This is a genomic window from Blautia sp. HCN-20427, assembly GCF_037890365.1.
Taxonomy (GTDB): Bacteria; Bacillota; Clostridia; order Lachnospirales; family Lachnospiraceae; genus Blautia.
Window position 1 is genome coordinate 69201 of record NZ_JBBKBX010000015.1, and the last position, 21864, is coordinate 91064.

At 46.3% G+C, this 21864-nt stretch carries 20 protein-coding genes; 12 read left to right on the forward strand and 8 right to left on the reverse strand.

Features of this window, described 5'->3' with window-relative positions; all coding sequences use genetic code 11:
• The first annotated feature begins 94 nt into the window (after nucleotides 1-94).
• Genes WKT17_RS10465 through WKT17_RS10480 form a run of 4 tightly spaced genes read left to right on the forward strand, consistent with a single transcriptional unit; the run spans nucleotide 95 to nucleotide 3760 of the window.
• Entirely contained in the window at nucleotides 95-1342 is a 1248-nt protein-coding gene (locus WKT17_RS10465; protein WP_291681956.1) for a DUF1015 domain-containing protein, read from the forward strand.
• Nucleotides 1343-1402: 60 nt separating this feature from the next.
• Nucleotides 1403-2428, forward strand: a complete 1026-nt coding sequence (locus WKT17_RS10470; RefSeq protein ID WP_291681954.1) for an ABC transporter substrate-binding protein — start codon at nucleotides 1403-1405, stop codon at nucleotides 2426-2428.
• Nucleotides 2403-3170, forward strand: a complete 768-nt coding sequence (locus WKT17_RS10475; RefSeq protein ID WP_291681952.1) for an ABC transporter permease — start codon at nucleotides 2403-2405, stop codon at nucleotides 3168-3170. Before WKT17_RS10470 ends, WKT17_RS10475 begins: the two co-directional genes overlap by 26 nt.
• A 2-nt stretch (nucleotides 3171-3172) precedes the next feature.
• A complete protein-coding gene (locus WKT17_RS10480; RefSeq protein ID WP_173747457.1) occupies nucleotides 3173-3760 on the forward strand; it encodes an ATP-binding cassette domain-containing protein in 588 nt (195 codons plus the stop codon).
• Nucleotides 3761-3878: 118 nt separating this feature from the next.
• Here the strand turns inward: WKT17_RS10480 and WKT17_RS10485 are convergent, their stop codons facing one another.
• Genes WKT17_RS10485 through WKT17_RS10495 form a run of 3 tightly spaced genes read right to left on the reverse strand, consistent with a single transcriptional unit; the run spans nucleotide 3879 to nucleotide 7929 of the window.
• On the reverse strand, nucleotides 3879-5567 hold the full coding sequence (locus tag WKT17_RS10485; protein ID WP_291681950.1) for a [FeFe] hydrogenase, group A: 1689 nt from the start codon (nucleotides 5565-5567) through the stop codon (nucleotides 3879-3881).
• An 11-nt stretch (nucleotides 5568-5578) separates the two neighbouring features.
• Nucleotides 5579-7453, reverse strand: a complete 1875-nt coding sequence (locus WKT17_RS10490; RefSeq protein ID WP_173747461.1) for an NADH-ubiquinone oxidoreductase-F iron-sulfur binding region domain-containing protein — start codon at nucleotides 7451-7453, stop codon at nucleotides 5579-5581.
• On the reverse strand, nucleotides 7450-7929 hold the full coding sequence (locus WKT17_RS10495) for a complex I 24 kDa subunit family protein (protein ID WP_173747463.1): 480 nt from the start codon (nucleotides 7927-7929) through the stop codon (nucleotides 7450-7452). Before WKT17_RS10495 ends, WKT17_RS10490 begins: the two co-directional genes overlap by 4 nt.
• 183 nt (nucleotides 7930-8112) lie before the next feature.
• On the opposite strand from WKT17_RS10495, the gene glgB reads away from it, so the two are divergent.
• The 4 genes from glgB to WKT17_RS10515 all read left to right on the forward strand — a co-directional run bounded on the left by glgB (nucleotide 8113) and on the right by WKT17_RS10515 (nucleotide 12400).
• Complete coding sequence (gene glgB, locus WKT17_RS10500) at nucleotides 8113-10446, forward strand: 1,4-alpha-glucan branching protein GlgB (protein WP_173747465.1); 2334 nt, start codon at nucleotides 8113-8115, stop codon at nucleotides 10444-10446.
• Nucleotides 10447-10466: 20 nt separating this feature from the next.
• Nucleotides 10467-11357, forward strand: coding sequence for a mechanosensitive ion channel family protein (locus WKT17_RS10505; RefSeq protein WP_173747467.1), 891 nt, complete (start codon nucleotides 10467-10469; stop codon nucleotides 11355-11357).
• A 100-nt stretch (nucleotides 11358-11457) separates the two neighbouring features.
• Nucleotides 11458-11991, forward strand: a complete 534-nt coding sequence (gene bilS, locus WKT17_RS10510; RefSeq protein ID WP_173747469.1) for a flavodoxin family protein BilS — start codon at nucleotides 11458-11460, stop codon at nucleotides 11989-11991.
• The gene (locus tag WKT17_RS10515; RefSeq protein ID WP_173747471.1) at nucleotides 11984-12400 is read left to right on the forward strand and encodes a hypothetical protein; all 417 of its coding nucleotides are present in this window, start codon (nucleotides 11984-11986) and stop codon (nucleotides 12398-12400) included. Before bilS ends, WKT17_RS10515 begins: the two co-directional genes overlap by 8 nt.
• Before the next feature lie 97 nt (nucleotides 12401-12497).
• Here the strand turns inward: WKT17_RS10515 and WKT17_RS10520 are convergent, their stop codons facing one another.
• The 5 genes from WKT17_RS10520 to WKT17_RS10540 all read right to left on the reverse strand — a co-directional run bounded on the left by WKT17_RS10520 (nucleotide 12498) and on the right by WKT17_RS10540 (nucleotide 16783).
• A complete protein-coding gene (locus WKT17_RS10520) occupies nucleotides 12498-13841 on the reverse strand; it encodes a sensor histidine kinase (RefSeq protein WP_291681947.1) in 1344 nt (447 codons plus the stop codon).
• The gene (locus WKT17_RS10525) at nucleotides 13817-14491 is read right to left on the reverse strand and encodes a response regulator transcription factor (protein WP_291681946.1); all 675 of its coding nucleotides are present in this window, start codon (nucleotides 14489-14491) and stop codon (nucleotides 13817-13819) included. Before WKT17_RS10525 ends, WKT17_RS10520 begins: the two co-directional genes overlap by 25 nt.
• Before the next feature lie 73 nt (nucleotides 14492-14564).
• Complete coding sequence (locus tag WKT17_RS10530) at nucleotides 14565-15299, reverse strand: ABC transporter permease (RefSeq protein WP_291681944.1); 735 nt, start codon at nucleotides 15297-15299, stop codon at nucleotides 14565-14567.
• A 4-nt stretch (nucleotides 15300-15303) separates the two neighbouring features.
• Complete coding sequence (locus WKT17_RS10535) at nucleotides 15304-16041, reverse strand: ABC transporter permease (protein ID WP_173747479.1); 738 nt, start codon at nucleotides 16039-16041, stop codon at nucleotides 15304-15306.
• Nucleotides 16034-16783 (reverse strand): ABC transporter ATP-binding protein, encoded by a 750-nt coding sequence (locus WKT17_RS10540; protein WP_173747481.1) that lies wholly within the window; start codon nucleotides 16781-16783, stop codon nucleotides 16034-16036. The genes WKT17_RS10535 and WKT17_RS10540 overlap by 8 nt, the downstream gene beginning before the upstream one ends.
• 165 nt (nucleotides 16784-16948) lie before the next feature.
• Between WKT17_RS10540 and WKT17_RS10545 the strand changes: the two genes are divergently transcribed.
• From WKT17_RS10545 to tsf, 4 genes are all read left to right on the forward strand, one after another.
• Nucleotides 16949-18901 (forward strand): fructose-1,6-bisphosphatase, encoded by a 1953-nt coding sequence (locus WKT17_RS10545; RefSeq protein WP_173747483.1) that lies wholly within the window; start codon nucleotides 16949-16951, stop codon nucleotides 18899-18901.
• Entirely contained in the window at nucleotides 18898-19722 is an 825-nt protein-coding gene (locus tag WKT17_RS10550; RefSeq protein WP_173747485.1) for an alpha/beta hydrolase, read from the forward strand. The genes WKT17_RS10545 and WKT17_RS10550 overlap by 4 nt, the downstream gene beginning before the upstream one ends.
• A gap of 175 nt (nucleotides 19723-19897) precedes the next feature.
• Nucleotides 19898-20638: a 30S ribosomal protein S2 gene (gene rpsB / locus WKT17_RS10555; protein WP_111919382.1), complete on the forward strand. Its 741-nt coding sequence runs from the start codon at nucleotides 19898-19900 to the stop codon at nucleotides 20636-20638.
• 29 nt (nucleotides 20639-20667) lie between these two features.
• Nucleotides 20668-21606 (forward strand): translation elongation factor Ts, encoded by a 939-nt coding sequence (tsf, locus tag WKT17_RS10560; RefSeq protein ID WP_173747487.1) that lies wholly within the window; start codon nucleotides 20668-20670, stop codon nucleotides 21604-21606.
• Nucleotides 21607-21864: the final 258 nt, after the last annotated feature.

Genomic DNA, 21864 nt, shown 5'->3' on the forward strand with positions numbered 1-21864 from the left:
GAGAAGGGAGGCTGCTGTGCCGCCTGCATAGGAAAAATTTTCTTGTGCAGGGGTGCAGGAACCTCTTTTGACATTTTGTGAAAGGGGAAAAATTATGGCAGATATCCGACCATTTCGGGCAATTCGTCCTATTGCGGCAAAGGCGGCAGAGATTGCGGCTTTGCCTTATGATGTGTACAACAGAGAAGAGGCGGCAGAGGAAACCAAGATACATCCACACTCCTTTCTTGCCATAGACCGTCCGGAGACGCAGTTTTTGCCGGATATGGATATGTACAGCCCGGAAGTTTACGAAAAAGCGGCAAAACTTCTGGAACAGCGAATCCGGGAAGGGGATTTTATCGAAGAGAAGGAACCTTGTTTTTACATTTATGAACTGAAACGGGGCAGCCATGTACAGACGGGAATTGCAGCCTGCGCTTCTGCGGAAGACTATCTGCAGCAGGTTATCCGGCGTCATGAGAACACCAAACCGGAAAAGGAAGCAGACCGTATTCGCCACATACAGGCATGCGGAGCCCAGACAGGGCCAGTGTTTCTGGTACACCGCCCCATAGCGGAGCTTCGCAGACTCCTGGAAATCCGCAAACGGACAGCACCGGTATATCAATTTGTTTCCGAGGATGGAATTGGACACAGAGTCTGGATTATCCGTGAAAAACTGACTATAGAGAAAATTCAGCAGCTTTTTTTGAAAACAGAGGCTCTGTATATTGCAGACGGACACCACAGAGCAGCTTCGGCTGTAAAGACGGCCCTGGAAATGCGAAAAGCCTGCCCGGATAAGAAGGGAAAGGAAGAATACCAGTATTTTCTCAGCGTTTTGTTTCCTTCCGATGAACTGGAAATTCTGGATTACAACCGTGTGGTAAGGGATTTAAACGGGCTTGAAAGAGAGGACTTTCTAGAAGCGCTGAAACAATATTTTTCTGTGACAAAGACAGCAGGTCCGGTGAAACCAAGGAGAAAAGGCAGTTTTGGGCTTTGTCTGCCCGATGGCTGGTATCAGCTGGAACTTATGGAAGCATTTCGGCCTCAGGATGCGGTAGAGGGTCTGGATGTGGCTGTGCTGCAAAATCTTGTACTGGCTCCCATACTTGGCATTGAAAAGCCGGGAGAAGATAAGAGAATTTCTTTTATGGGAGGTATCCGTGGGCTGGAAGAACTGGAAGTACAGGTGAAAAAGCAGGGCGGAGCAGCCTTTTCCCTGTATCCGGTTACTATGGAGGAAATCATGGAAACAGCAGATGAAGGAAGGCTGATGCCGCCGAAATCCACCTGGTTTGAGCCAAAGCTGCGCAGCGGACTCCTTATCCATAAGATAGCTATGGACGGCTGCTGATTTTGTATGGTAAAATAAAAAATAATACTGGATTTTACAGGAGAGAAAGGAAGGACAAACATGAAGAAAAAGATGGCGGTCATGCTGTTGGCTGTGGCTCTGGCAGCAGTATCCATAAGCGGGTGCGGCAGCAAAGCAGCTACAGACACAGAAAAAGAAGAAGAACAGAAAGAAAATCCTGTCGATATAAACATTACAGCCTTAAAAGGGCCTACCGCTATGGGGATGGTGCAGTTTATGGATGAAGCGGAGCAGGGAAAGCTGACGGATGAAAATTATCAGTTCTCCATTGCCGCTTCTGCAGATGAGGTTTCCCCAAAGCTGGTGCAGGGAGAAACGGACATTGCTGCGGTTCCGGCAAACCTGGCCTCTGTACTTTATAATAAAACAGAGGGAAAGGTGCAGGTTCTGGCTGTGAATACCCTTGGGGTGCTGTATCTTGTGGAGAATGGGAACAGTGTGCAGTCTGTGGCGGATTTAAAAGGAAAAACCATTTATGCCAGCGGCAAGGGCTCTACACCGGAGTATGCCCTGGATTATATTTTGTCTGCAAACGGAATTGACCCGGAAAAAGGCGTAACCATCGAGTGGAAAAGCGAACATTCTGAGTGTGTTGCAGCAATTTCCAGTACGGAAAACGGTATTGCCATGCTGCCGCAGCCCTTTGTGACCACGGCCCAGACCAAAAATCCGGCTATCCGTACGGCCTTGGATTTGACGGAAGAATGGGAAAAGGTACAGTCCGGGGAAGATACAAAAAGCAGTATGATTACCGGTGTTGTGGTAGCCCGCACAGAGTTTGTGGAAGAACATCCCCAGGCCGTGGAAGATTTTCTGGAGCATTACGAGGACTCTGTGGAATATGTAAACGAGAATACGAAAGAAGCAGCCCAGTTGGTAGGAAAATATGACATTGTTACTGCAGAAATTGCAGAAAAAGCCCTGCCGGAATGTAACATTGTATATATGGATGGCGAGGATATGAAGGAGCAGCTTTCCGGTTATCTGGAGGTGCTGAAAAACCAGAACCCACAGGCGGTAGGAGGCGCAGTGCCGGGAGATGATTTCTATTATATCGAAAAATAAAAAAAGGCAAATCCGGCTCTGGGCAGTGGCATTTTGGCTGCTTATCTGGCAGGCAGCCAGTATAGCCATCGGACAGGAGATACTTCTGGTATCTCCTGTTGCTGTCTTACAGAGATTGAAAACACTGGTATGGGAAAGTACATTCTGGCTGTCCTGTGCGTTTTCCGTCCTGCGCATTGTCAGCGGATTTTTGCTGGGTACGGCCCTGGGGGTGGTACTGGGAGGAGTTTCTTTTGGTTTTTGCAGAATACGGGAACTTCTGGCGCCTTTGGTGCTTACCATGAAATCCATTCCGGTAGCGTCTTTTGTGATTTTGGTGCTTATCTGGATACCTTCAAAGAATCTGTCCGTATTTATTTCTTTTTTTATGGTTTTTCCGGTGGTTTATACCAATGTGATCCAGGGGATAGAAAGTGTGGATAAAAAGCTGTTGGAAATGGCGCAGGTATTTCAGGTCTCGCGGATGAGAAAAATCCGCTATATTTATCTGTCGCAGGTGCTGCCCTTTTTCCGTTCCGGCTGTTGTGTGGCTCTGGGACTTTGCTGGAAAGCGGGAGTAGCGGCAGAGGTTATCGGAATCCCTGACGGCTCTATTGGAGAGCATTTATATCAGGCAAAGGTGTATCTGGACACGCCGGATTTGTTTGCCTGGACGGTGGTCATTATTGTGATCAGTCTGCTGTTTGAGAAGGTGTTTTTGGGAGTCATTGACTGGGGCGTAAGGAAACTGGAGAGGAGATAGGTATGGGAATCCAAATTACAAATCTGAACAAAGCCTATGGAGAGCATCAGGTATTGGAAAATTTCTGCGCAGAAATTCCGGAAGGGAAAACCACCTGTGTTATGGCAGCCTCAGGAAAAGGGAAAACCACGCTTCTTAGAATCCTTATGGGACTGGAAAAGCCGGATGGCGGAGAGATTACAGGACTGGAAAACAAAAGAATCAGCGCTGTTTTTCAGGAGGACAGGCTGTGCGAAAATCTCAGTACAGAAGCCAATATTCGCCTGGTACAGAAGGGAGGGAAAGGCAGAAGCAGGGACTTTTTGCAGCAGCTGCAAGACGGGTTTTCGGCAGTGGGATTAGAAGGCTGGGGGAAGCGTCCGGTAAAAGAGTTGTCCGGGGGTATGAAGCGAAGGGCGGCCCTTTTAAGAGCTCTGTATGCAGACTGGAATATATTGTTTTTAGACGAGCCGTTTAAGGGACTGGACAGGGAAACAAAGGATAAGGTGCTGGCCTTTGTGCGGGAAAAGTGCAGAGGAAAGACTGTACTTTGCGTTACCCATGAAAAGGAAGAAGCGGAAATCCTGGGAGCGGAAATTTTAGAACTTTGAGATTCACAAGTATGCGAAAAGGAAATAATCCTGGATGTAAAGAGGCACAAGAAGACATATTCCTGTGCCTCTTAAAAGGTCTGTTTCTTTCTACAGCAGTCTCGTTTATCTATTCATCTCAATACTCATCTACATGAAGCAGTTCATGCACTTTTCCTTTCAGAAGTCCATCATAAAGAGAGACAATCAATGGATTTTCGTCTGCCTTGCGGATGCTGGTTACGTTGTCTGCCTGATACAGACCCTCCATTCTGGCGCTCTTCGTGCGGCTGCCGGCTCTCGGAGGCTGTCCGCCGCCCATGATACAACCCCTGCGGCAGGCCATAACTTCCACAATGTGGTACTGCTTTCTGCCGCTTCGGATATTTTCCATAACGGTATGGGCATTGGCCAATCCGCTGACGACGCAGACATGCAGCGGCGTGCCTTTATAGGTAACGGTAAATTCTTTGATACCGTCCTCGCCTCTGGCACCTGCTTCCGCAACGCTGTCCATGGTGGCTTTGTCGTGGCGGTCCGCAAAGCGGCGCAGCATAGCTTCTGTCACACCTCCGGTAACACCGAAGATAACGCCGGCGCCGGAGCCGAATCCAAACGGCATATCACAGGCTTCCGTAACCAGTGTAGAGAATTCAATGCCGGAATTGCGAATCATGCGGATGAGTTCTGTAGTGGTAATAACCACATCAGTATCCTGTTCCCCTTTGGTAAAGTTGTTGGGGCGGAGAATTTCCATTTTCTTCGCGGTACACGGCATGATGGATACCACAAACGTTTTCTTGCCCTGATTTTTCTCCGGGTCACGGTAGTATTCCTTCATAACAGCAGAGAACATACCCTGAGGAGAACGGCAGGTGGAAAGGTTATCCTTAAATTCCGGATACTGGTCACTGAGGTATTTCACCCATGCGGGACAGCAGGAAGTAAAAAGAGGAAGATTTTCACCTTTTTCCACTCTGTCCAGAAATTCCTTGGATTCTTCCATAATGGTAAGGTCTGCGGCAAAGGCTGTATCGTAAACTTCATCAAAGCCCATGCGGTGCAGAACAGCCACCAGCTTGCCCATGACGCTGTGGCCCCGGGTAAGACCGAAAGCATCTCCCACAGCAACCCGGACAGCGGGAGCGACCTGTGCGACTACACGGGTATTGGGGTCTGCAATGGCGTCCCAAACCTCGTCCATCTGCGTTTTAATACTGATGGCTCCGGTTGGACAGAAGACCCGGCACTGACCGCAGCTTACACAATCCGTGGCGGACAGGGGTTTGTCAAAAGCAGGCATAACCATGGCGTCCGTACCCCGGTGCGCAAAGCCCAGCACCCCCAGTCCCTGAAGTTCGCTGCAGGCCCGGACACAGTCTCCGCAGAGGATGCATTTATTGGGGTCTCTTACCAGCGCAGGAGAACTGTCATCCAAAGGACGCGGCTCTCTGGTGTTCTGGAAACGCACGGAAGTAATATTCATGCGGTGTGCCAAATCCTGCAGCACACATTCGCCGCTTTTTACACAAGTGGTGCAGTCCCGGCAATGTGCAGACAACAGCAGTTCCACAATCATTTTTCTGTATTTTTTGATTTTTCCCGAGTTGGTATAAATCACCATGCCGTCTCTTGGCTCTTCTGAGCAGGAGGCAAAGGTGCGTCCCCGGTCATCTTCTACGGTACACAAGCGACAGGCACCGAAAATGGATAATTCCGAATGATAGCAAAGCGTTGGCAAATCAATGCCGGCATTGCGGATAACAGAAAGGACATTTTTTTCATCGGTAAACGCTACCTTTCTGCCGTCTATTGTCATAAATCCCATAATAGTCCCTCCTAATATTCAACATAAACTGCATCAAATGCACAGTTTTCCCGGCAGGAATCACACTTGATACAAAGATTCGGATTGATGTGGTAAGTTTCCTTGCGGACGCCGGTAATAGCTCCCACAGGACAGTTCTTTGCACATTTGCCGCAGCCCTTACAGAATTCGGGATTGATGATATAGCGTCTCATGGCAGTACAGCTTTTCGCCGCACATTTGTGTTCCAAAATATGCTCCTCGTATTCCTTGCGGAAGGTCTTTAATGTACTGATAACCGGCAAAGGCGCACTCTTTCCAAGACCGCACAGCGCCATGCCCTTTACCATAGAGGCCAGTTCCTCCAGGGTATCCAAATCTTCCAGCTTTCCTTCTCCGTTTACAATGCGTTCCAGAATTTCCAGCATGCGTTTCGTGCCTTCCCGGCAGGGAACACATTTTCCGCAGGATTCTCTCTGGGTGAAACTCATGAAAAAGCGGGCTACTTCTACCATGCAGGTGTTTTCATCCATAACTACCAGGCCGCCGGAGCCCATAATGGCATTGTATTTCTTTACATTGTCAAAATCCAGCCCTACATCCAGATGTTCACTGGTGAGACAGCCGCCGGAGGGACCGCCAATCTGAATGGCTTTGAAGTCTCCGCCGCCTTTGATACCGCCGCCGATGTCGTAAATAATTTCCCGCAGGGTGGTTCCCATGGGAACTTCGATAAGTCCTGTGTTTTCAATGGAACCGGTGATGGAGAACGTCTTAGTTCCCGGACTCCCCTCAGTGCCGATGGTTCTGAACCACTGGGCTCCTTTTAAGATAATACCGGGTACATTGGCAAAAGTTTCTACATTGTTTAAAACCGTTGGTTTCGCCCACAGACCCTGGTCAACAGTCCTTGGCGGTTTGGTACGGGGCATACCGCGGTCCCCTTCGATAGAAGCGGTAAGGGCAGAGCCTTCTCCGCAGACGAAAGCGCCGGCGCCCCGGTTAATATGCATATGGAAAGAAAAATCAGTTCCCAGAATGTGATTTCCAAGGAGTCCTTTTTCTTCCGCCTGGCGAATAGCATGACGCAGACGGGCTACAGAAAGAGGATATTCTGCGCGAACATAGATATAACCGTTTTGTGCCCCTGTTGCGTAAGCGGCAATGGTCATACCTTCGATTAAGCGGTAAGGGTCGCCTTCCATTACGCTGCCGTCCATGAAAGCACCTGGGTCGCCCTCGTCACCATTACATACCACAAAATGTTCCGGTACGTCTTTGTGGGCTGCCACCTGTTTCCACTTTCTTCCGGCAGGGAAACCGCCGCCGCCTCTTCCCCGAAGCTTAGATTGGTCTACCTCCTCTAAAACATCCTCCGGTGTCATGTCAAAGAGCGCTTTGGCAAGGGCGTCGTATCCGCCGGAAGCTATGTATTCGTCCAGAGATTCCGCATCGAATTTACCGCAGTTTTCCAATACGATTCTGGTCTGTTTGGCAATGAAAGGAATTTCATCGGGAGTTGCGTAGGATTCTCCGTTTTTCTTATAAAACAGCCGTTCTACAGGCTCCTGTTTTAAAACCGTGCGCTGGAAGATTTCCTGGCAGTCTTCTTCCTGTACTTTCACATACTGGTAATGGCAGGGTTCGATTCTCACCAGAGGGCCAAGTTCACAAATTCCCTGACATCCGGTTTTGACAGCGCCGATATGAGGAACATCTTTTTGAAATTCCACGGACACTCCTTCTAAATCCTGACACAGTTCCAGCATTTTGTTGTATATTTTTTCGGAACCTGAGGCTACGCAGCCGGTTCCGGCACATACCAGGATTCTGCACTTGTAAGCGTCGATTTCTTTTTGGGCAGCTTCCCGTTCTTTTAATAAGGCATCTCTGTTTTCAATTATCATACATTGTCACCTCGCAGTTCCGCAATTAATTCCAGCGCCTTTTCCGGCGTCATGGATGGGTGGACTTCGTTGTTGACCGTCATGGTAGGGGCAAGACCGCAGGCACCGAGACAGGATACCGTTTCCACGGTAAAGAGCATATCGTCAGTGGTGTGTTTTTTTCTGCTGAGTCCCAGTTCTTTTTGCAGGGCTTCCAGAATTGGGATGGACTTACGGACATGACAGGCTGTTCCGTCGCAGACTTTAATGATGTATTTTCCCTTGGGTTCAAAAGAAAAGTTTTCATAGAAAGTGGCTACGCTGTACGCCTTTGCCTCACGGACACCGATTTCCTTTGCCACATAGGTCAGCAATTCTCCGGGCAGATAACGGTATTCTGCCTGAATATCCTGCATAATGGGAATCAGAGAACTTGCTTTTCGGCCATAGAATTCAATAATCTCGTCAGTTTTTTCATAGTAGCTTTGGTCGAGCATGATTGCATACCTCCTCATACATTGTCAATACACCGCCAAAATAGATAAGCGAAGTTGTTTATATTATATCTTATATATGGAAAATGCACAACAATTTTTCGACTAAAAATAAAAAATTAGTCATTATTCTTAAACTTTACAAGGGAATGGTTTGATGATAAAATGAAAAAAAGGAGGGTGTATATGTCTGAAAGATTATATGATATGATGGATTGGCCGGAAATTGAGGCTGTGGTATATTCGGAAGAAAGCGAGCCGAAGCGGATTCTGGGACCCAGGAAAACGCCGGACGGTATTTTGATACAGTGCTTTCGGCCGGGAGCGCAGCAGGTAAAGGTGCTGCTTGGCAGGGGGAAACCAGAGTATGAAATGGAGATGGAAGACGAGACGGGATTTTTCTCTGTACTGCTTCCGGGGGATAAGATTCCAAAATATAAATATGAAGCAGTGTATGAAGACGGCAGAAAGGAAAAAATTTATGACCCGTACGCTTTTGAAAAGCAGATTACCATAGAGCAGGAGCAGCAGTTTGCAGCAGGCATTTGTTATGATATTTATGAAAAACTGGGGGCACATCCCATGGAGCTTCACGGGGTGGAGGGCGTTTATTTTGCTGTCTGGGCGCCCAATGCCATGCGTGTCAGTGTGGTAGGGGATTTTAACAGATGGGACGGAAGAGTACATCAGATGAATCGTCTGAATGTATCCGGGATTTTTGAACTTTTTATTCCGAAAGTCAAACCGGGAGCCCTTTACAAATATGAAGTGAAAGCCAAAGGCTCTCTGGTGTATTTAAAGGCAGATCCTTATGGCAATCAGGCGGAGGTGCGGCCGAAAACCGCTTCTGTGGTTGCGGATTTGAATCAGTATCAGTGGCAGGATGACCAGTGGATGAAGGAAAGAGGACAGAGAAACCGGGAGGACAAGCCTTTGGCTGTATACGAAATGCATTTGGGCTCCTGGAGAAAACCAGAAGAAGAGGGCAGACTGTTTTATAATTACCGGGAACTGGCTCCCATGCTGGCAGACTATGTGAAAGAAATGGGGTATACTCATGTGGAACTGATGCCGGTTATGGAGCATCCTCTGGACGAATCCTGGGGCTATCAGGTCACTGGATATTATGCCCCTACCAGCCGGTATGGAAGCTGTGAGGATTTCATGTACTTCATGGACTACATGCACCAACAGGGAATCGGTGTGATTTTAGACTGGGTGCCTGCACATTTTCCAAAGGATACTTTCGGTATGTCTCATTTCGATGGAACCTGTCTCTATGAGCACTTAGACCCAAGGCAGGGCATGCACCCTCACTGGGGCACGCTGATTTACAATTATGGACGCCCGCAGGTGAAGAATTTCCTCATTGCAAATGCCCTGTTCTGGGCAAAGAAGTATCATGCAGACGGAATACGCATGGACGCAGTGGCTTCCATGCTGTATCTGGATTACGGCAAGAACGACGGGGAATGGGTTGCCAATATTTACGGAGGTAATGAAAATCTGGAAGCTGTGGAATTTTTGAAACATTTGAATTCTGTGTTTAAGAAACAACATCCGGATGTGCTGCTGATTGCAGAAGAATCCACAGCCTGGCCTCAGATTACGGGTAAAGTGGAAGAAGAGGGGCTGGGATTTGATTATAAATGGAATATGGGCTGGATGAATGACTTTATAGATTACATGCAGAAAGACCCTATTTTCCGAGGTGGCGCCCATGATGAACTGACTTTCAGTATGGTGTATGCCTACAGTGAAAAATTCCTGCTAAGTCTTTCCCATGACGAAGTGGTACATGGAAAAGGTTCTCTTTTAAACAAAATGCCGGGAGATAAGGCGAAAAAAATGGCAAATCTTCGGGCTGCTTACGGTTTTATGCTGGTACATCCGGGGAAAAAGCTGTTGTTTATGGGACAGGAATTTGCCCAGGAGAGAGAATGGTCTGAGCAGAGGGGGCTGGACTGGAATCTGCTGGAAGAAACAGACCACAGACAAATGCAGGAATATGTGAAAGCCCTTTGGAAGCTGTACCGGGAACAGCCGGCCCTGTACGAAAAGGACTACGAAACAGAAGGCTTTGCATGGATTAATCACATGGACGCAGAGAGAAACCTGCTGACCCTTATCCGAAAGGGGGAAAGGGAGGAGAATACCCTGGTTGCCGTATGCAATTTTTCGGCAGTGGATTATGAAGCGTATCAGATGGGTGTTCCCTATCCCGGAAAATATAAGGAAATTTTTAACAGTGATAAGGAGGCTTACGGCGGCAGCGGTATGGGAAATCCCAGGGTAAAAACTGCCAAAAAGGCGGAATGTGATGAGCGGCCTTATTCCATAACGATTCAGGTAGCGCCGCTGGCTGTACAGATATTTTCTTATACAAAGGCAGAACCTAAAAAGACCGGAAAAAGACCTGCAGCATCTGTAAGAGTGCCGGTGTCCAAAGTGCGGAGACAGCTTCAGAAGACTATGGAGGAAGAATGGGAAAAAGCTGAAAAACAGAAAATTGAAAAATAAAGTACAGAAAGGTGGAGTGTATGAGAATACTCTTAACAGACGCATTGACAGAACCGTTAGAAATCGAAAGCATTGATGCTTTTTTTAAACAATATGTGACATGGGATTATTGGGAGAAAAAATTGCCCCTTATCGGAAACTTTGTAGGCAGGGTTCTGCTGGCTATTTTAGTTTATATCATTGCCAGCAAGCTGATTCATAAAATATGCAGACTGATTGCTGCTTCTATGAACCGGGCCAATGCAGATACAGGCGTCATACAATTTGTTTCCTCTTTTGTAAAGGCTGCGCTGTATTTTCTTCTGATTGTAAGCATTGCCACAAGCTTTGGGGTAAAGGAATCGTCCATTGCCGCACTTCTGGCATCCAGTGGTGTTGCCATTGGTCTGGCTTTGCAGGGTGGTCTGTCCAACCTGGCTGGCGGTGTGATTATTCTGATTTTGCGGCCTTTCAGCGTAGGAGATTATATTATTGAAAATGCGGGAAATCAGGAAGGAACCGTTGTCAAAATTGACTTGTTTTACACTACACTGTCCACGGTGGACAACCGGAGAATTACAGTTCCAAACGGAACCCTGACGAATTCCAGTATTGTCAATGTAACAGCAAAAGACAGCAGAAAGCTGGAAATCAAGGTAGGGATTTCTTACCAGGCAGATTTGAGAAAGGCCAAACAGATTCTGCAGGGCCTCCTTGAAGAAGATGCCAGTATTATGTCAGAAGAGGGAATGCAGGTGTTTGTAGACCAACTGGCAGCAGACAGTGTAATTTTAGGGCTGCGGGCCTGGGTGAAAACAGAGGAATACTGGGCGACCAAGTGGCGGCTCAACGAGGAAATTAAACTGGCTTTTGACGAAGCAGGTGTTGAAATTCCCTTTCCTCAGCTGGATGTTCATATCAAAGAACACTGACTTTATAGAGTCTTTAGAATATTTAAGAATCAAGAAATATTTTTTCCATTGGTTTGGTGATACAATAACACTATAACAGACAATGGAAGGACGGATGAATATGAAAACCCAGGTGTTGTATAAAAGCAGAACCGGCAATACAGAGAAGCTGGCAAAAGCGATTTTTGAAGCGATTCCCGGACAGTGCAAGGACATTGCACCTTTGGACGGGCAGATAAATTATGAAATGGGAGACATTTACTTTATTGGCTTCTGGACAGACAGAGGCAGCGCAAGTGTGGAGGTTCTGGATTATCTGGGAAGTCTGCAGGGAAAGAAAATTGCCCTTTTCGGAACCTGTGGTATGGGCAACAACCCGGACTATTATAAGAAAATTGAAGAAAATATCAGGGTCTTTATTGAAGATGACAACGAATATCTGGGAGCCTATATGTGTCAGGGGAAAATGCCCATATCCGTAAGAGAAAAATACGGACGCATGAAAAATGCGGAGAATGAAAAAATGGTAAATGCCATGCTGCACAACTTTGATATGGCTATGCTGCACCCGGATGCAGAAGACCTGCGGGCAGCACAGAGATTTGTGAAAGACATTTATGAAAAGCTGGAAAGGGAAGAGCAGAGTTATGAATAAGTTGAGAGAAATGCTGGCGAAGTTTATGTATGGCAGGTACGGCACAGACCGCCTGAATATGTTTTTACTGATTGTACTGATAGTGTGTGCAGGCCTGAATCTCTTTGTGAGAAACGGATATTTCAGTATTGTGATGAGTTCCTGGGAAACTTTGTTAATTGTTTTGATTTATTATCGGATGTTTTCCAGAAATATTCAGAAGCGGTATGCAGAGAATCAGAAATATCTGAGCCTGGAGAATAAGGTAAAACGCTTTTTTGGCAGAACCAAGTATATACAGGAGCAGAGAAAGGATTTCCATATCTATACCTGTCCTCAGTGCAGACAAAAAATCCGAATCCCCAAAGGAAAAGGAAAAATCAGTGTCCGCTGTCCGAAATGCGGGGCAGAATTTGTGAAAAAAAGCTGAAGCAAGTCTTGGTATTATGAAGTACATAACGGCGCTGCCACATGAAATGCAGATGGGAGATGTCCCGGATTGCTGTTTCATGTGACAGCGCCGTATTTTATTTGGAAGCGCTGGAGAAGCTAATGGTTACCATACCGCCGGAGGGAGTGTTGCTCAGGTTTAAGGTTCCGGCATGGGCCTTTATAACCTGTGCGGCAAACCACAAACCAAGTCCGTGATGGGAATTGGCACTTCGGGAAGTATCGTCACGCCACAGTCTTTCCGTGGCATGCGCCAGCGCCCCTTTGCTAAAGCCGGAACCTTCATCCGAGACTCTTATCTGCCAGCTGTTTTTCGTCTCCAGGCCTTCCAAAAACACCGCTTTTCCCGGAGGTGTATGTTCCACCGCGTTGAGCACCACGTTGAGAAAGGCCCGGAGCAGGCGGTCTTTCTGTAAATTGGCAGTTCCTTTTAGATGATGCTCTGTTCTAAGGGCAATGCCTCTGGAAACAGCGAGAGCTTCTGCGCTGCGGCAGAGCTCCTCAAAGAGTTGGGGCAGGCTGGAAGAAACAAAGGGTTCCTCAGCACCTTTGGATACTTCCAGCAGGCTTGTGACATACCAGATGGCCCGGTCATTGGCAGAGCCAATGGTTTCAGCCATTTTGCGGCTGTTCGGGGGCAAATCTTCTTCCAGCAGAAGTTCGGCATTGCCTCCGATTAAGGTGAGGGGTGTCTTTAGATCATGGGTCAGAGCGGCAATTTCCGATTCTCGTTCCTGTTGCGCCGTCCACTGGGCAGACAGAGAACGGGACAATTCCTGCCGCATGTTATCCATGGCCTGTAAGGCCTGGTCAAACTCCCGGATACCTGCATGGGGAAGGGGGAAATCCAGTTCCCGGGCGCCGATTTTTCTGCTGACCTGGCTGAACAGTTTCAGCTTTTCCTTGAGACGGCGGCCCAGCCACAGCGTATTCAGCAGCAGACACAGAACCCAGAAAATTCCAAGAATCGCCCACCACAGGTATTCAAAGGGAGGCAGTGAGCGGCGCAGCAGGGGATTTACAAATTCTCTTCTGTAGTACCAATGCAGCATAAGGGTGGTGCCGTCGGGGTAAGTATAGCGGTAAAAATGAATGTCATTGGTGTTTTGCTGCAGAACATTGGTAAGAAGGCGCAGCTCCTTTTTGGACGCATTGCTTTCCAGTACCTTTCCCTTCGGGTCAAACCATCCATAGGCAGGAAGAAAATCGCTGTTCGGGGTTTGGAAAGCGTCTGGTTTCTCTGCCAGCATTTTTTCAGCCTGCTGGTTGGACACAGAGCCATGGTAGATGATTCCGGTTCTTTGCAGTTGGGTCAGAACCCCAAGCCAGAGCAGAACGCACAGGAGCATGCTTGCAAGCATAGTCACGGCAAAACGCAACAGAACCAGGGACAGGCTTATACAGGATTGTCTTTTCGCCATTTATATCCCACCCCCCAAACTGTCTCCACAGGATTCAGACTGCAGACTTTTAGTTTTGCGCGAATATTCTTAATATGCTCTGCAATGGCAGAGGAATTTCCCTCTGCGTCAAAGCCGAAAACGGCCTCATAAAGCAGTTCTTTGGTAAAGACCTGTCCGGCATGCAGAGCCAGATATTCGCAGATGGCATATTCTCCCTTTGTAAAAGGCAGAGCATGCTCTTGTGCAAAGGCCGTCTTTGCCTGCATATCAAAGCGCACACCGCCCCGTTTCAGAATATGAGCGGGCAGGCGACTTTCCCGCCTGATATGAGCATTTACCCGCGCCCGCAGTTCTGCAAGACTGAAAGGTTTTTTGATATAGTCGTCTGCGCCTAATCCAAAGCCCTGTACCAGTGCGGCGTCTTCTGTCCTGGCGGTCAGAAAAAGAATGGGGCAGTCCACCTCGGTGCGGATACGGCAGCACACGGAAAATCCATCTTCACCGGGCATCATAACATCCAGCAGAATCAGGTCGTATTGCTGACAGCGTTCCGGCGAAAGCCTCTGTCCGTCTGTTTCGGTATGAATCTGATGACCGTCCTTTGCCAGAGCCCTGCGCACTAAATCCAGCATATCAGAATCATCATCTACTATTAATATTTTTGCCATTTTAGTTCCCTCTTGTGTTTCATATAATTTCTATTCTTAATAGTACCACATTTTTTCTTTGTATTCTCTTTTTTTATTCATCCCTGCCATGTTTGAGTTTTCTTAATATCAAAACGGAAATGCCTCCGCAGGCAAGCAGAACCAGACTGCTTTGTATTCTGGCAAGGCCAGTGGTCTCATAGTAACCGGCAATTCCCAGCGCTGCGGAAACAGGATAAAAAGTCCTGAGCGTATTGGACATACTTGTAAACAGGCCGGCAAAAGAGTATATTTCGGCCAGAACCAGAGCCAGCCAATAGCTTTTTTTCCAGTAAGCTACAAGCGCAATGACAGGGGACACCGCTAAAAATACGCAAATACCCTCCAAAAAGTAGGATTTTAGAAAATGCAGAACCATATTTGTTGACAACGCGTGGATATGGAGAATAGCTTCGCCTAAAAACGTGATGGCAAAAAGCAACAAATAAAGCAGAATACTGAAGACAAAGGTAAGAAGCATTTTTGCGGCAGTCAGCCTGGTTTCGCTGACAGGAACCAGCAGCAGGGATTTTAAAGTGTCATCCTCCGCTTCCCGGCAAATCATATAGCTCCCCAACAGGGCAATCACTGCCGGAAGTACCAGCAGGGTGGCCCATGGCTGGGTCATGGTCATATACCAGCCGGCTTCTTCCAGATAAGGGGGACCATAATCAGTGCTTTTTCCGCCGATGAAAACCATGAAGGCTATCCCACAGACAGCAAAAATCGTAAGCAGTAAAAGGCTCAGGCGGCGGAGTTTTTGACATTCTGCCCAAAGGAAGATTTTCATATGTTCACCCCTTTCTCTTTAAAGAAATTGTTGCAAAGAAGACAGAAGCAGTACCCCAAATGCCGATACAAAGAAGCGCCCACGGAACAGAAATGGTTTGCGTAAGAGTCAGTCCCGGAATCTTTCCCTCTCTGGCAAGAATGGCAGAGAGACTGGCTATGGGATGTACATAGAGATTTACCGGCAGGATAAAAAATCCAAAGAAAATATAAAGCAGGATGATACAAACCGGCAGGACATATCCCTTTTGTGAAACAGCAGCAGCCAGAATCGGCAGTATAGAACATGCAGACAGAACAGCGATTTCCAGACATTTTTTCAACAGAAACAGAATGCTTTCCCATTGAAAAGGGGCACAACCGGAGGCGATACCGAACAAAACGGAGGCAGCCGCTGTTATCAGCATGAAGCAGAAGGAATACATCAAAACTATAAAAAATTTGCTGAAAAAACAGGCCGTTTTAGGGATAGGTATTATCCAAAGCTGTTTCAGTACATGAGCCTGATTTTCCTCGTGCATGAGTATGGTGCAGACAATACCCAAAATAAAGGGCAAAATCATAAAAACTGTATAGCCAAACGCAGACCACTTGTAGAACAGCAAGGGATCAAGGTCTGTTTTTCCAAAGGAACGGAAATAGATAACAGCAAAAAACGGCATGAGAAGAGCCGTAAGCAGCATAAGCCAAAACAGGCTTTTGCGACGTAGTTTCCAGAATTCTGTTTGAATCAGTTTAAGCAATGCCTTTTCCTCCTGTGATTTTTCTAAAATAGTCTTCCAGTGTGTTTCCACCAGTCGTCTGCTTTTGGTTTTTCTCCTCCAGTTCTTTCAGACTGCCCTCTTCTAAAAGGACGCCTCGGTGGAGAATCCCAATATCATCTGCCAACAGGGAAATTTCCGAGAGAATATGGCTGGAAATCAGGATGGTTTTGCCCTGTTTGACACTTAAATCTTTCAGAAAATCCCGTAGTTCGGCAATGCCCACAGGGTCAAGGCCGTTGGTTGGTTCATCCAGAATCAGCAGCTTGGGGTTATGCAGAAGCGCATTGGCAATGCCCAGGCGCTGCTTCATACCCAGAGAATATTTGGCAAACAGTTTTTTGTCCCTGTAGGGCAGCCCTACGATATGCAGAGCCTCCTGTACAGCCAGAGGGTCTTTGAGTCCTCTTAGCCGGGCAAAAATCTCCAGATTTTCGGTTCCCGTCAGATTGGGATAAAAGCCTGGCGCTTCAATGATAGCGCCAATATGGGGATAAAGCTGTTTTTGGTGTCCTTTTATGGGCTTTTGAAAGATTTTTATCTCTCCGGCTGTGGGGGAAGCCAGACCCAGCAGCAGTTTCATAAGCGTGGTTTTCCCGGCTCCGTTTCGCCCCAGAAGACCATAGATTTTTCCTCTTTCTACATGGAGACTGACTTTTTCCAACACGGTCTGTTCCCCATAAATTTTTGTCAGGTGTTTTGTTTCTATAACAAAATCATGCATATAAAATTCCTCGCTTTCCTTTTTCTGAAGCCAGCATAACATTTCTTTTTAAGGAAATTATAAGGAAAAAGAAAAAAGATAGTTGTTTCGGTTTCCAAAAATCTATGTTAGAATACAACATATAAGACAAAAAAATGAGTCAAAAGTATAAATGAGGAAATGAAAATGGATAATATGAAACTGAAATACCTGGAACGAATGGCAGAGCTTTACCCTACCATAGCCAAGGCCTCTACAGAAATCATCAACCTGCAGGCGATTTTAAACCTGCCTAAAGGCACAGAACATTTTCTGACAGATATCCATGGGGAGTATGAAGCGTTTTCCCATGTGTTAAAGAATGGTTCCGGCTCTGTGCGGAGAAAAATTGACACGGTATTCGGCCACACCATGAGCCGGCAGGACAAGAAAAGTCTTGCCACGTTGATTTATTACCCCAGAGAAAAGATGAATCTCATTAAAAAGCAGGAACATGATAGGAAGGAGTGGTATAAAATCACCTTGTACCGCCTCATTGAAGTGTGTAAGAAAACAGCGTCTAAATACACCAGATCTAAGGTGCGCAAAGCTTTGCCGAAAGATTTCGCTTATGTGATAGAAGAACTGATTACCGAGCGGCCGGATATTACGGATAAGGAATCCTATTATGAGCAGATTATCCACACCATTATTGCCATCGGGAGAGCAGAAGAATTTATCATTGCCCTGGCAGAGCTGATTCAGAGACTGGTGGTAGACCATCTGCATATCCTGGGTGATATTTACGACAGAGGGCCGGGGTCTCATCAGATTATGGATAAGCTGGAAAATTATCATTCCCTGGATATTCAGTGGGGAAACCATGATGTTGTCTGGATGGGGGCAGCGGTGGGACAGGCCTGCTGTGTAGCTACGGTGGTGCGGATTTGTGCAAGGTATGCGAATCTGGATATTCTGGAGGACGGGTATGGTATCAACCTGCTGCCCCTGGCGACCTTTGCCCTTACTTATTATAAGGATGACCCCTGTATTTGTTTTAAAATCAAGGGACACAATACCCTGAATCCGGTGGAGCAGGACTTGAACATGAAAATGCACAAGGCCATTTCCATTATTCAGTTCAAACTGGAAGGACAGCTCCTTATGCGCCGCAGAGAATTTGGTATGGCAGACAGGGCGCTTTTGGATGATATTGATTATACCGAAGGAACCATTACTTTAAACCGCAAGACCTATAAGCTGATGGACAATCATTTTCCTACCATTGATCCGGACAATCCTTACGAGTTGTCTAAAGAAGAAAAAGAAGTAGTGGAAAGGCTGATTTTTGCTTTTGTAAACTGCGAAAAACTCCAGCGGCATATGCAGCTTCTTCTGAAAAAGGGCAGTATGTATAAAATTTACAACCGAAACCTTTTGTATCACGGCTGTATTCCATTAAATGAAGACGGCACGTTTAAGGAAATTCAGGTATACGATAAGGTTTACAAGGGAAAAGAACTGTACGACGTGCTGGAAACTTATGTGCGGAAGGCCTTTGTAGCTGTGGATGAACGGGAAAAGGAGAAAGGAAAGGACATTCTGTGGTTTATCTGGAGCAGTCCCTCTTCGCCGCTGTTTGGAAAAGATAAAATGGCAACCTTTGAACGGTATTTTCTGGCAGAAGAGGAAACGCATAAAGAGAATAAAAATGCCTACTATAAATTTCTGGAAGACGAAGCGGTGGCGGACCGGATTTTACAGGAGTTCCATGTGACAGGAGAATGTACCCACATTGTAAACGGCCATGTTCCGGTACACCACGGGGCGGGAGAAAGCCCCATTAAATGCGGCGGAAAACTGCTGATTATTGACGGCGGATTTTCCAGAGCATACCAGAAAGAAACGGGGATTGCAGGTTATACGCTGATTTACAATTCCTGGGGGATGATTTTGGCCGCCCATGAACCATTTACTTCTGCGGCAGACGCCATTAGTAAGGAAAGCGATATTCTCTCAGACAGTATTCTGGTGAAGCGCACCGTGAAGCGCAAAACCGTGGGAGAAACCGATATTGGTATGAAATTAAAAGAAAGGATAGCAGAGCTGGAGGAACTTCTGGCAGCGTACAGAGACGGCCTGCTGATAGAAAAATCATGAGACACGAAGAAATTCCTATTCAGGTAGAGGGTTCTGCGCCCGAGACTCATTTGACAACGTATATTTTAGGAGATTATCTGGACGAGGCGCCAAATGACATCAGACCTTTGGTGCTTATCTGTCCGGGAGGTGCTTATGCCATGACCTCCAACCGGGAGGCCGAGCCGGTAGCCCTGCAGTTTAATGCCATGGGATACCATGCAGCCATTCTCAGATACTCCTGTGCTCCGGCCGTATTTCCCACTTCTCTTTTGGAGGTGGCAGCCAGTGTGAAGTATATCCGGGAACATGCCAAAGCGTGGCGGGTGAGTCCGGATAAAATTCTGATTATGGGATTTTCAGCGGGAGGACATTTGGCAGCCAGTTATGGTGTTTTCTGGGATGAAAAATTTGTAAGAGAAGCCTTTTCGTGTACCAGAGAACTGCTGCAGCCAAACGGACTGATTCTGTGCTATCCGGTTATTAGTGCAGATGAGAGCATTGCCCATGTGCCCAGCCTGCAGAACCTGCTGGGAGAACAGTATGAGGCGAAAAAAGAAGAGATGTCTTTGGAAAAACAAGTGGGAGAACAGGTGCCGGAAACCTTCTTGTGGCATACTTTTGAGGATAAGACAGTTCCCTTCTGGAACTCTTTTCGTTTTGCAGAGGCGCTTGGAAGAGCCGGAATTCCTCTGGAATATCATCTTTATCCCACGGGAGAGCACGGCTTGTCCCTGGCTGTGGACAGTATCCGCAGAAAAGACGGCAGCGGTTCTGAAAAAGGGTGTGAAAGCTGGTTTCCGCTTTTGAAATCCTGGCTTTTGCGGAAATTTGGCCTGTAAAATACCGTATGCGGCAAAAAAATCCTTGCAATGACAGGGACAAGTATGCTATAATACAGGCGTTGCCGAGCGCAATGAAGAAAATAACCACGCCTGTGAATACCAATGGACGGTGCTTACAAAGTCCCGGAGGTGAAGAAGCAGGTGGAAGTGTAAACCAAAAGGAGAGAAAAAAATGAGCGTTATTTCAATGAAACAGTTACTGGAAGCAGGTGTTCATTTCGGACATCAGACAAGAAGATGGAACCCTAAAATGGCTCCGTACATCTACACAGAAAGAAATGGTATCTACATCATCGACTTACAGAAATCTGTAGGTATGGTTGACGATGCTTACAAAGCAATCGCTGACATCGCTGCTGATGGCGGTACAATTCTGTTCGTAGGTACAAAGAAACAGGCTCAGGACGCTATCCAGACAGAAGCTGAAAGATGCGGTATGTTCTATGTAAATGAAAGATGGTTAGGCGGTATGCTGACAAACTTCAAAACTATCCAGAGCAGAATCGCAAGATTAAAAGAAATCGAAGCTATGGAAGCTGACGGAACATTTGATGTTCTTCCTAAGAAAGAAGTTATCAACCTGAAGAAAGAACTGGCTAAATTACAGAAAAACCTTGGCGGAATCAAAGAAATGAAGAAACTTCCGGATGCTATCTTTATCGTAGACCCGAAAAAAGAAAGAATCTGTGTACAGGAAGCTCACACATTAGGTATTCCACTTATCGGTATTGCTGATACAAACTGTGATCCGGAAGAATTAGACTATGTAATTCCAGGAAATGACGATGCTATCAGAGCCGTAAAATTAATTGTTTCCAAAATGGCAGACGCTGTTATTGAAGCAAATCAGGGCGAAGCTGCTGACGCTGAAGAAATCTTCACAGAAGAAGCAGAAGAGGCTGTAGAAGAATAATTTTTTCTATTATACAGGAGGAAATGAAAATGGCTATTACAGCAGGAATGGTAAAAGAATTAAGAGAAATGACAGGCGCTGGTATGATGGACTGTAAGAAGGCTCTTACAGCTACAGAAGGCGATATGGATAAAGCAGTAGAATTTTTAAGAGAAAAAGGTCTTGCAACTGCTCAGAAAAAAGCTGGCCGTATTGCAGCAGAAGGTCTTTGCCAGACTCTGGTATCTGCAGATGAAAAACACGCAGTTGTTGTTGAAGTAAATGCAGAAACAGACTTCGTTGCAAAGAACGATACTTTCCAGGGATATGTTGCTCAGGTTGCTGAAGCTGCTATGGAAACAGAGGCTGCTACAACGGAAGAATTCCTTGCTTCTACATGGAAATTTGATACAACAAAGACAGTAAACGAAGCACTGGCTGCTCAGATTGCTGTTATTGGTGAAAACATGAACATCAGAAGATTCGCTAAGGTGACAGAAGAAAACGGATTCGTTGCTTCTTACACACATATGGGTGGAAAAATCGGTGTTCTGGTAGACGTTGAAACTGATGTTGTAAACGATGCTGTAAAAGAAATGGCTAGAAACGTAGCTATGCAGATTGCAGCTTTAAAGCCACAGTACACAAACAGCTCTGAGGTAAGCGAAGAGTACATTGCACATGAAAAAGAAATTCTGCTTGCTCAGATTATGAACGACCCGAAAGAATCCCAGAAACCGGAAAAAGTTATCCAGGGTATGATTAACGGACGTATCAACAAAGAATTAAAAGAAATCTGTCTGTTAGACCAGGTTTATGTAAAAGCAGAAGATGGAAAACAGAACGTAGCGAAGTATGTAGAAGAAGTTGCTAAAGCAAACGGCGCTAAGATTGCAATCAAAGGCTTCGTTCGTTTTGAAACAGGCGAAGGAATCGAGAAAAAAGAAGAGAACTTTGCTGAAGAAGTTGCAAAACAGATGGGAAACTAATCTGAAATTGAATAAAGTCTGGAAATGTGCTTAAGATCAAGCAATTATGTATGATTGAAGCAGTTTTAAACCTTTCGTAAATTATTTAAATCTATCATAAAATATCGGGTGGATTTTCGTCAAAGTTTCGTCGGAAAATTCGTCAAGAGATTTGACGAAACAGAGTGTGCGAAGTTTGCGTAGTTTTTAATTTATCGGAAGGGAACAGATGATATTGAGTGTTGAGGGTATATTACGAAAGTGATATACCCTCTTTTT

Coding starts and splice junctions, on each gene's coding strand:
- WKT17_RS10475 (WP_291681952.1), top strand. CDS start 2,403: ATGATTTCTATTATATCGAAAAATAAAAAAAGGCAAATCCGGCTCTGG.
- WKT17_RS10480 (WP_173747457.1), top strand. CDS start 3,173: ATGGGAATCCAAATTACAAATCTGAACAAAGCCTATGGAGAGCATCAG.
- tsf (WP_173747487.1), top strand. CDS start 20,668: ATGGCTATTACAGCAGGAATGGTAAAAGAATTAAGAGAAATGACAGGC.
- WKT17_RS10525 (WP_291681946.1), bottom strand. CDS start 14,491: ATGGCAAAAATATTAATAGTAGATGATGATTCTGATATGCTGGATTTA.
- WKT17_RS10545 (WP_173747483.1), top strand. CDS start 16,949: ATGGATAATATGAAACTGAAATACCTGGAACGAATGGCAGAGCTTTAC.
- glgB (WP_173747465.1), top strand. CDS start 8,113: ATGTCTGAAAGATTATATGATATGATGGATTGGCCGGAAATTGAGGCT.
- WKT17_RS10550 (WP_173747485.1), top strand. CDS start 18,898: ATGAGACACGAAGAAATTCCTATTCAGGTAGAGGGTTCTGCGCCCGAG.
- WKT17_RS10495 (WP_173747463.1), bottom strand. CDS start 7,929: ATGCTCGACCAAAGCTACTATGAAAAAACTGACGAGATTATTGAATTC.
- WKT17_RS10540 (WP_173747481.1), bottom strand. CDS start 16,783: ATGCATGATTTTGTTATAGAAACAAAACACCTGACAAAAATTTATGGG.
- WKT17_RS10465 (WP_291681956.1), top strand. CDS start 95: ATGGCAGATATCCGACCATTTCGGGCAATTCGTCCTATTGCGGCAAAG.
- WKT17_RS10520 (WP_291681947.1), bottom strand. CDS start 13,841: ATGGCGAAAAGACAATCCTGTATAAGCCTGTCCCTGGTTCTGTTGCGT.
- rpsB (WP_111919382.1), top strand. CDS start 19,898: ATGAGCGTTATTTCAATGAAACAGTTACTGGAAGCAGGTGTTCATTTC.
- WKT17_RS10530 (WP_291681944.1), bottom strand. CDS start 15,299: ATGAAAATCTTCCTTTGGGCAGAATGTCAAAAACTCCGCCGCCTGAGC.
- WKT17_RS10515 (WP_173747471.1), top strand. CDS start 11,984: ATGAATAAGTTGAGAGAAATGCTGGCGAAGTTTATGTATGGCAGGTAC.
- WKT17_RS10470 (WP_291681954.1), top strand. CDS start 1,403: ATGAAGAAAAAGATGGCGGTCATGCTGTTGGCTGTGGCTCTGGCAGCA.
- WKT17_RS10505 (WP_173747467.1), top strand. CDS start 10,467: ATGAGAATACTCTTAACAGACGCATTGACAGAACCGTTAGAAATCGAA.
- WKT17_RS10485 (WP_291681950.1), bottom strand. CDS start 5,567: ATGGGATTTATGACAATAGACGGCAGAAAGGTAGCGTTTACCGATGAA.
- WKT17_RS10490 (WP_173747461.1), bottom strand. CDS start 7,453: ATGATAATTGAAAACAGAGATGCCTTATTAAAAGAACGGGAAGCTGCC.
- bilS (WP_173747469.1), top strand. CDS start 11,458: ATGAAAACCCAGGTGTTGTATAAAAGCAGAACCGGCAATACAGAGAAG.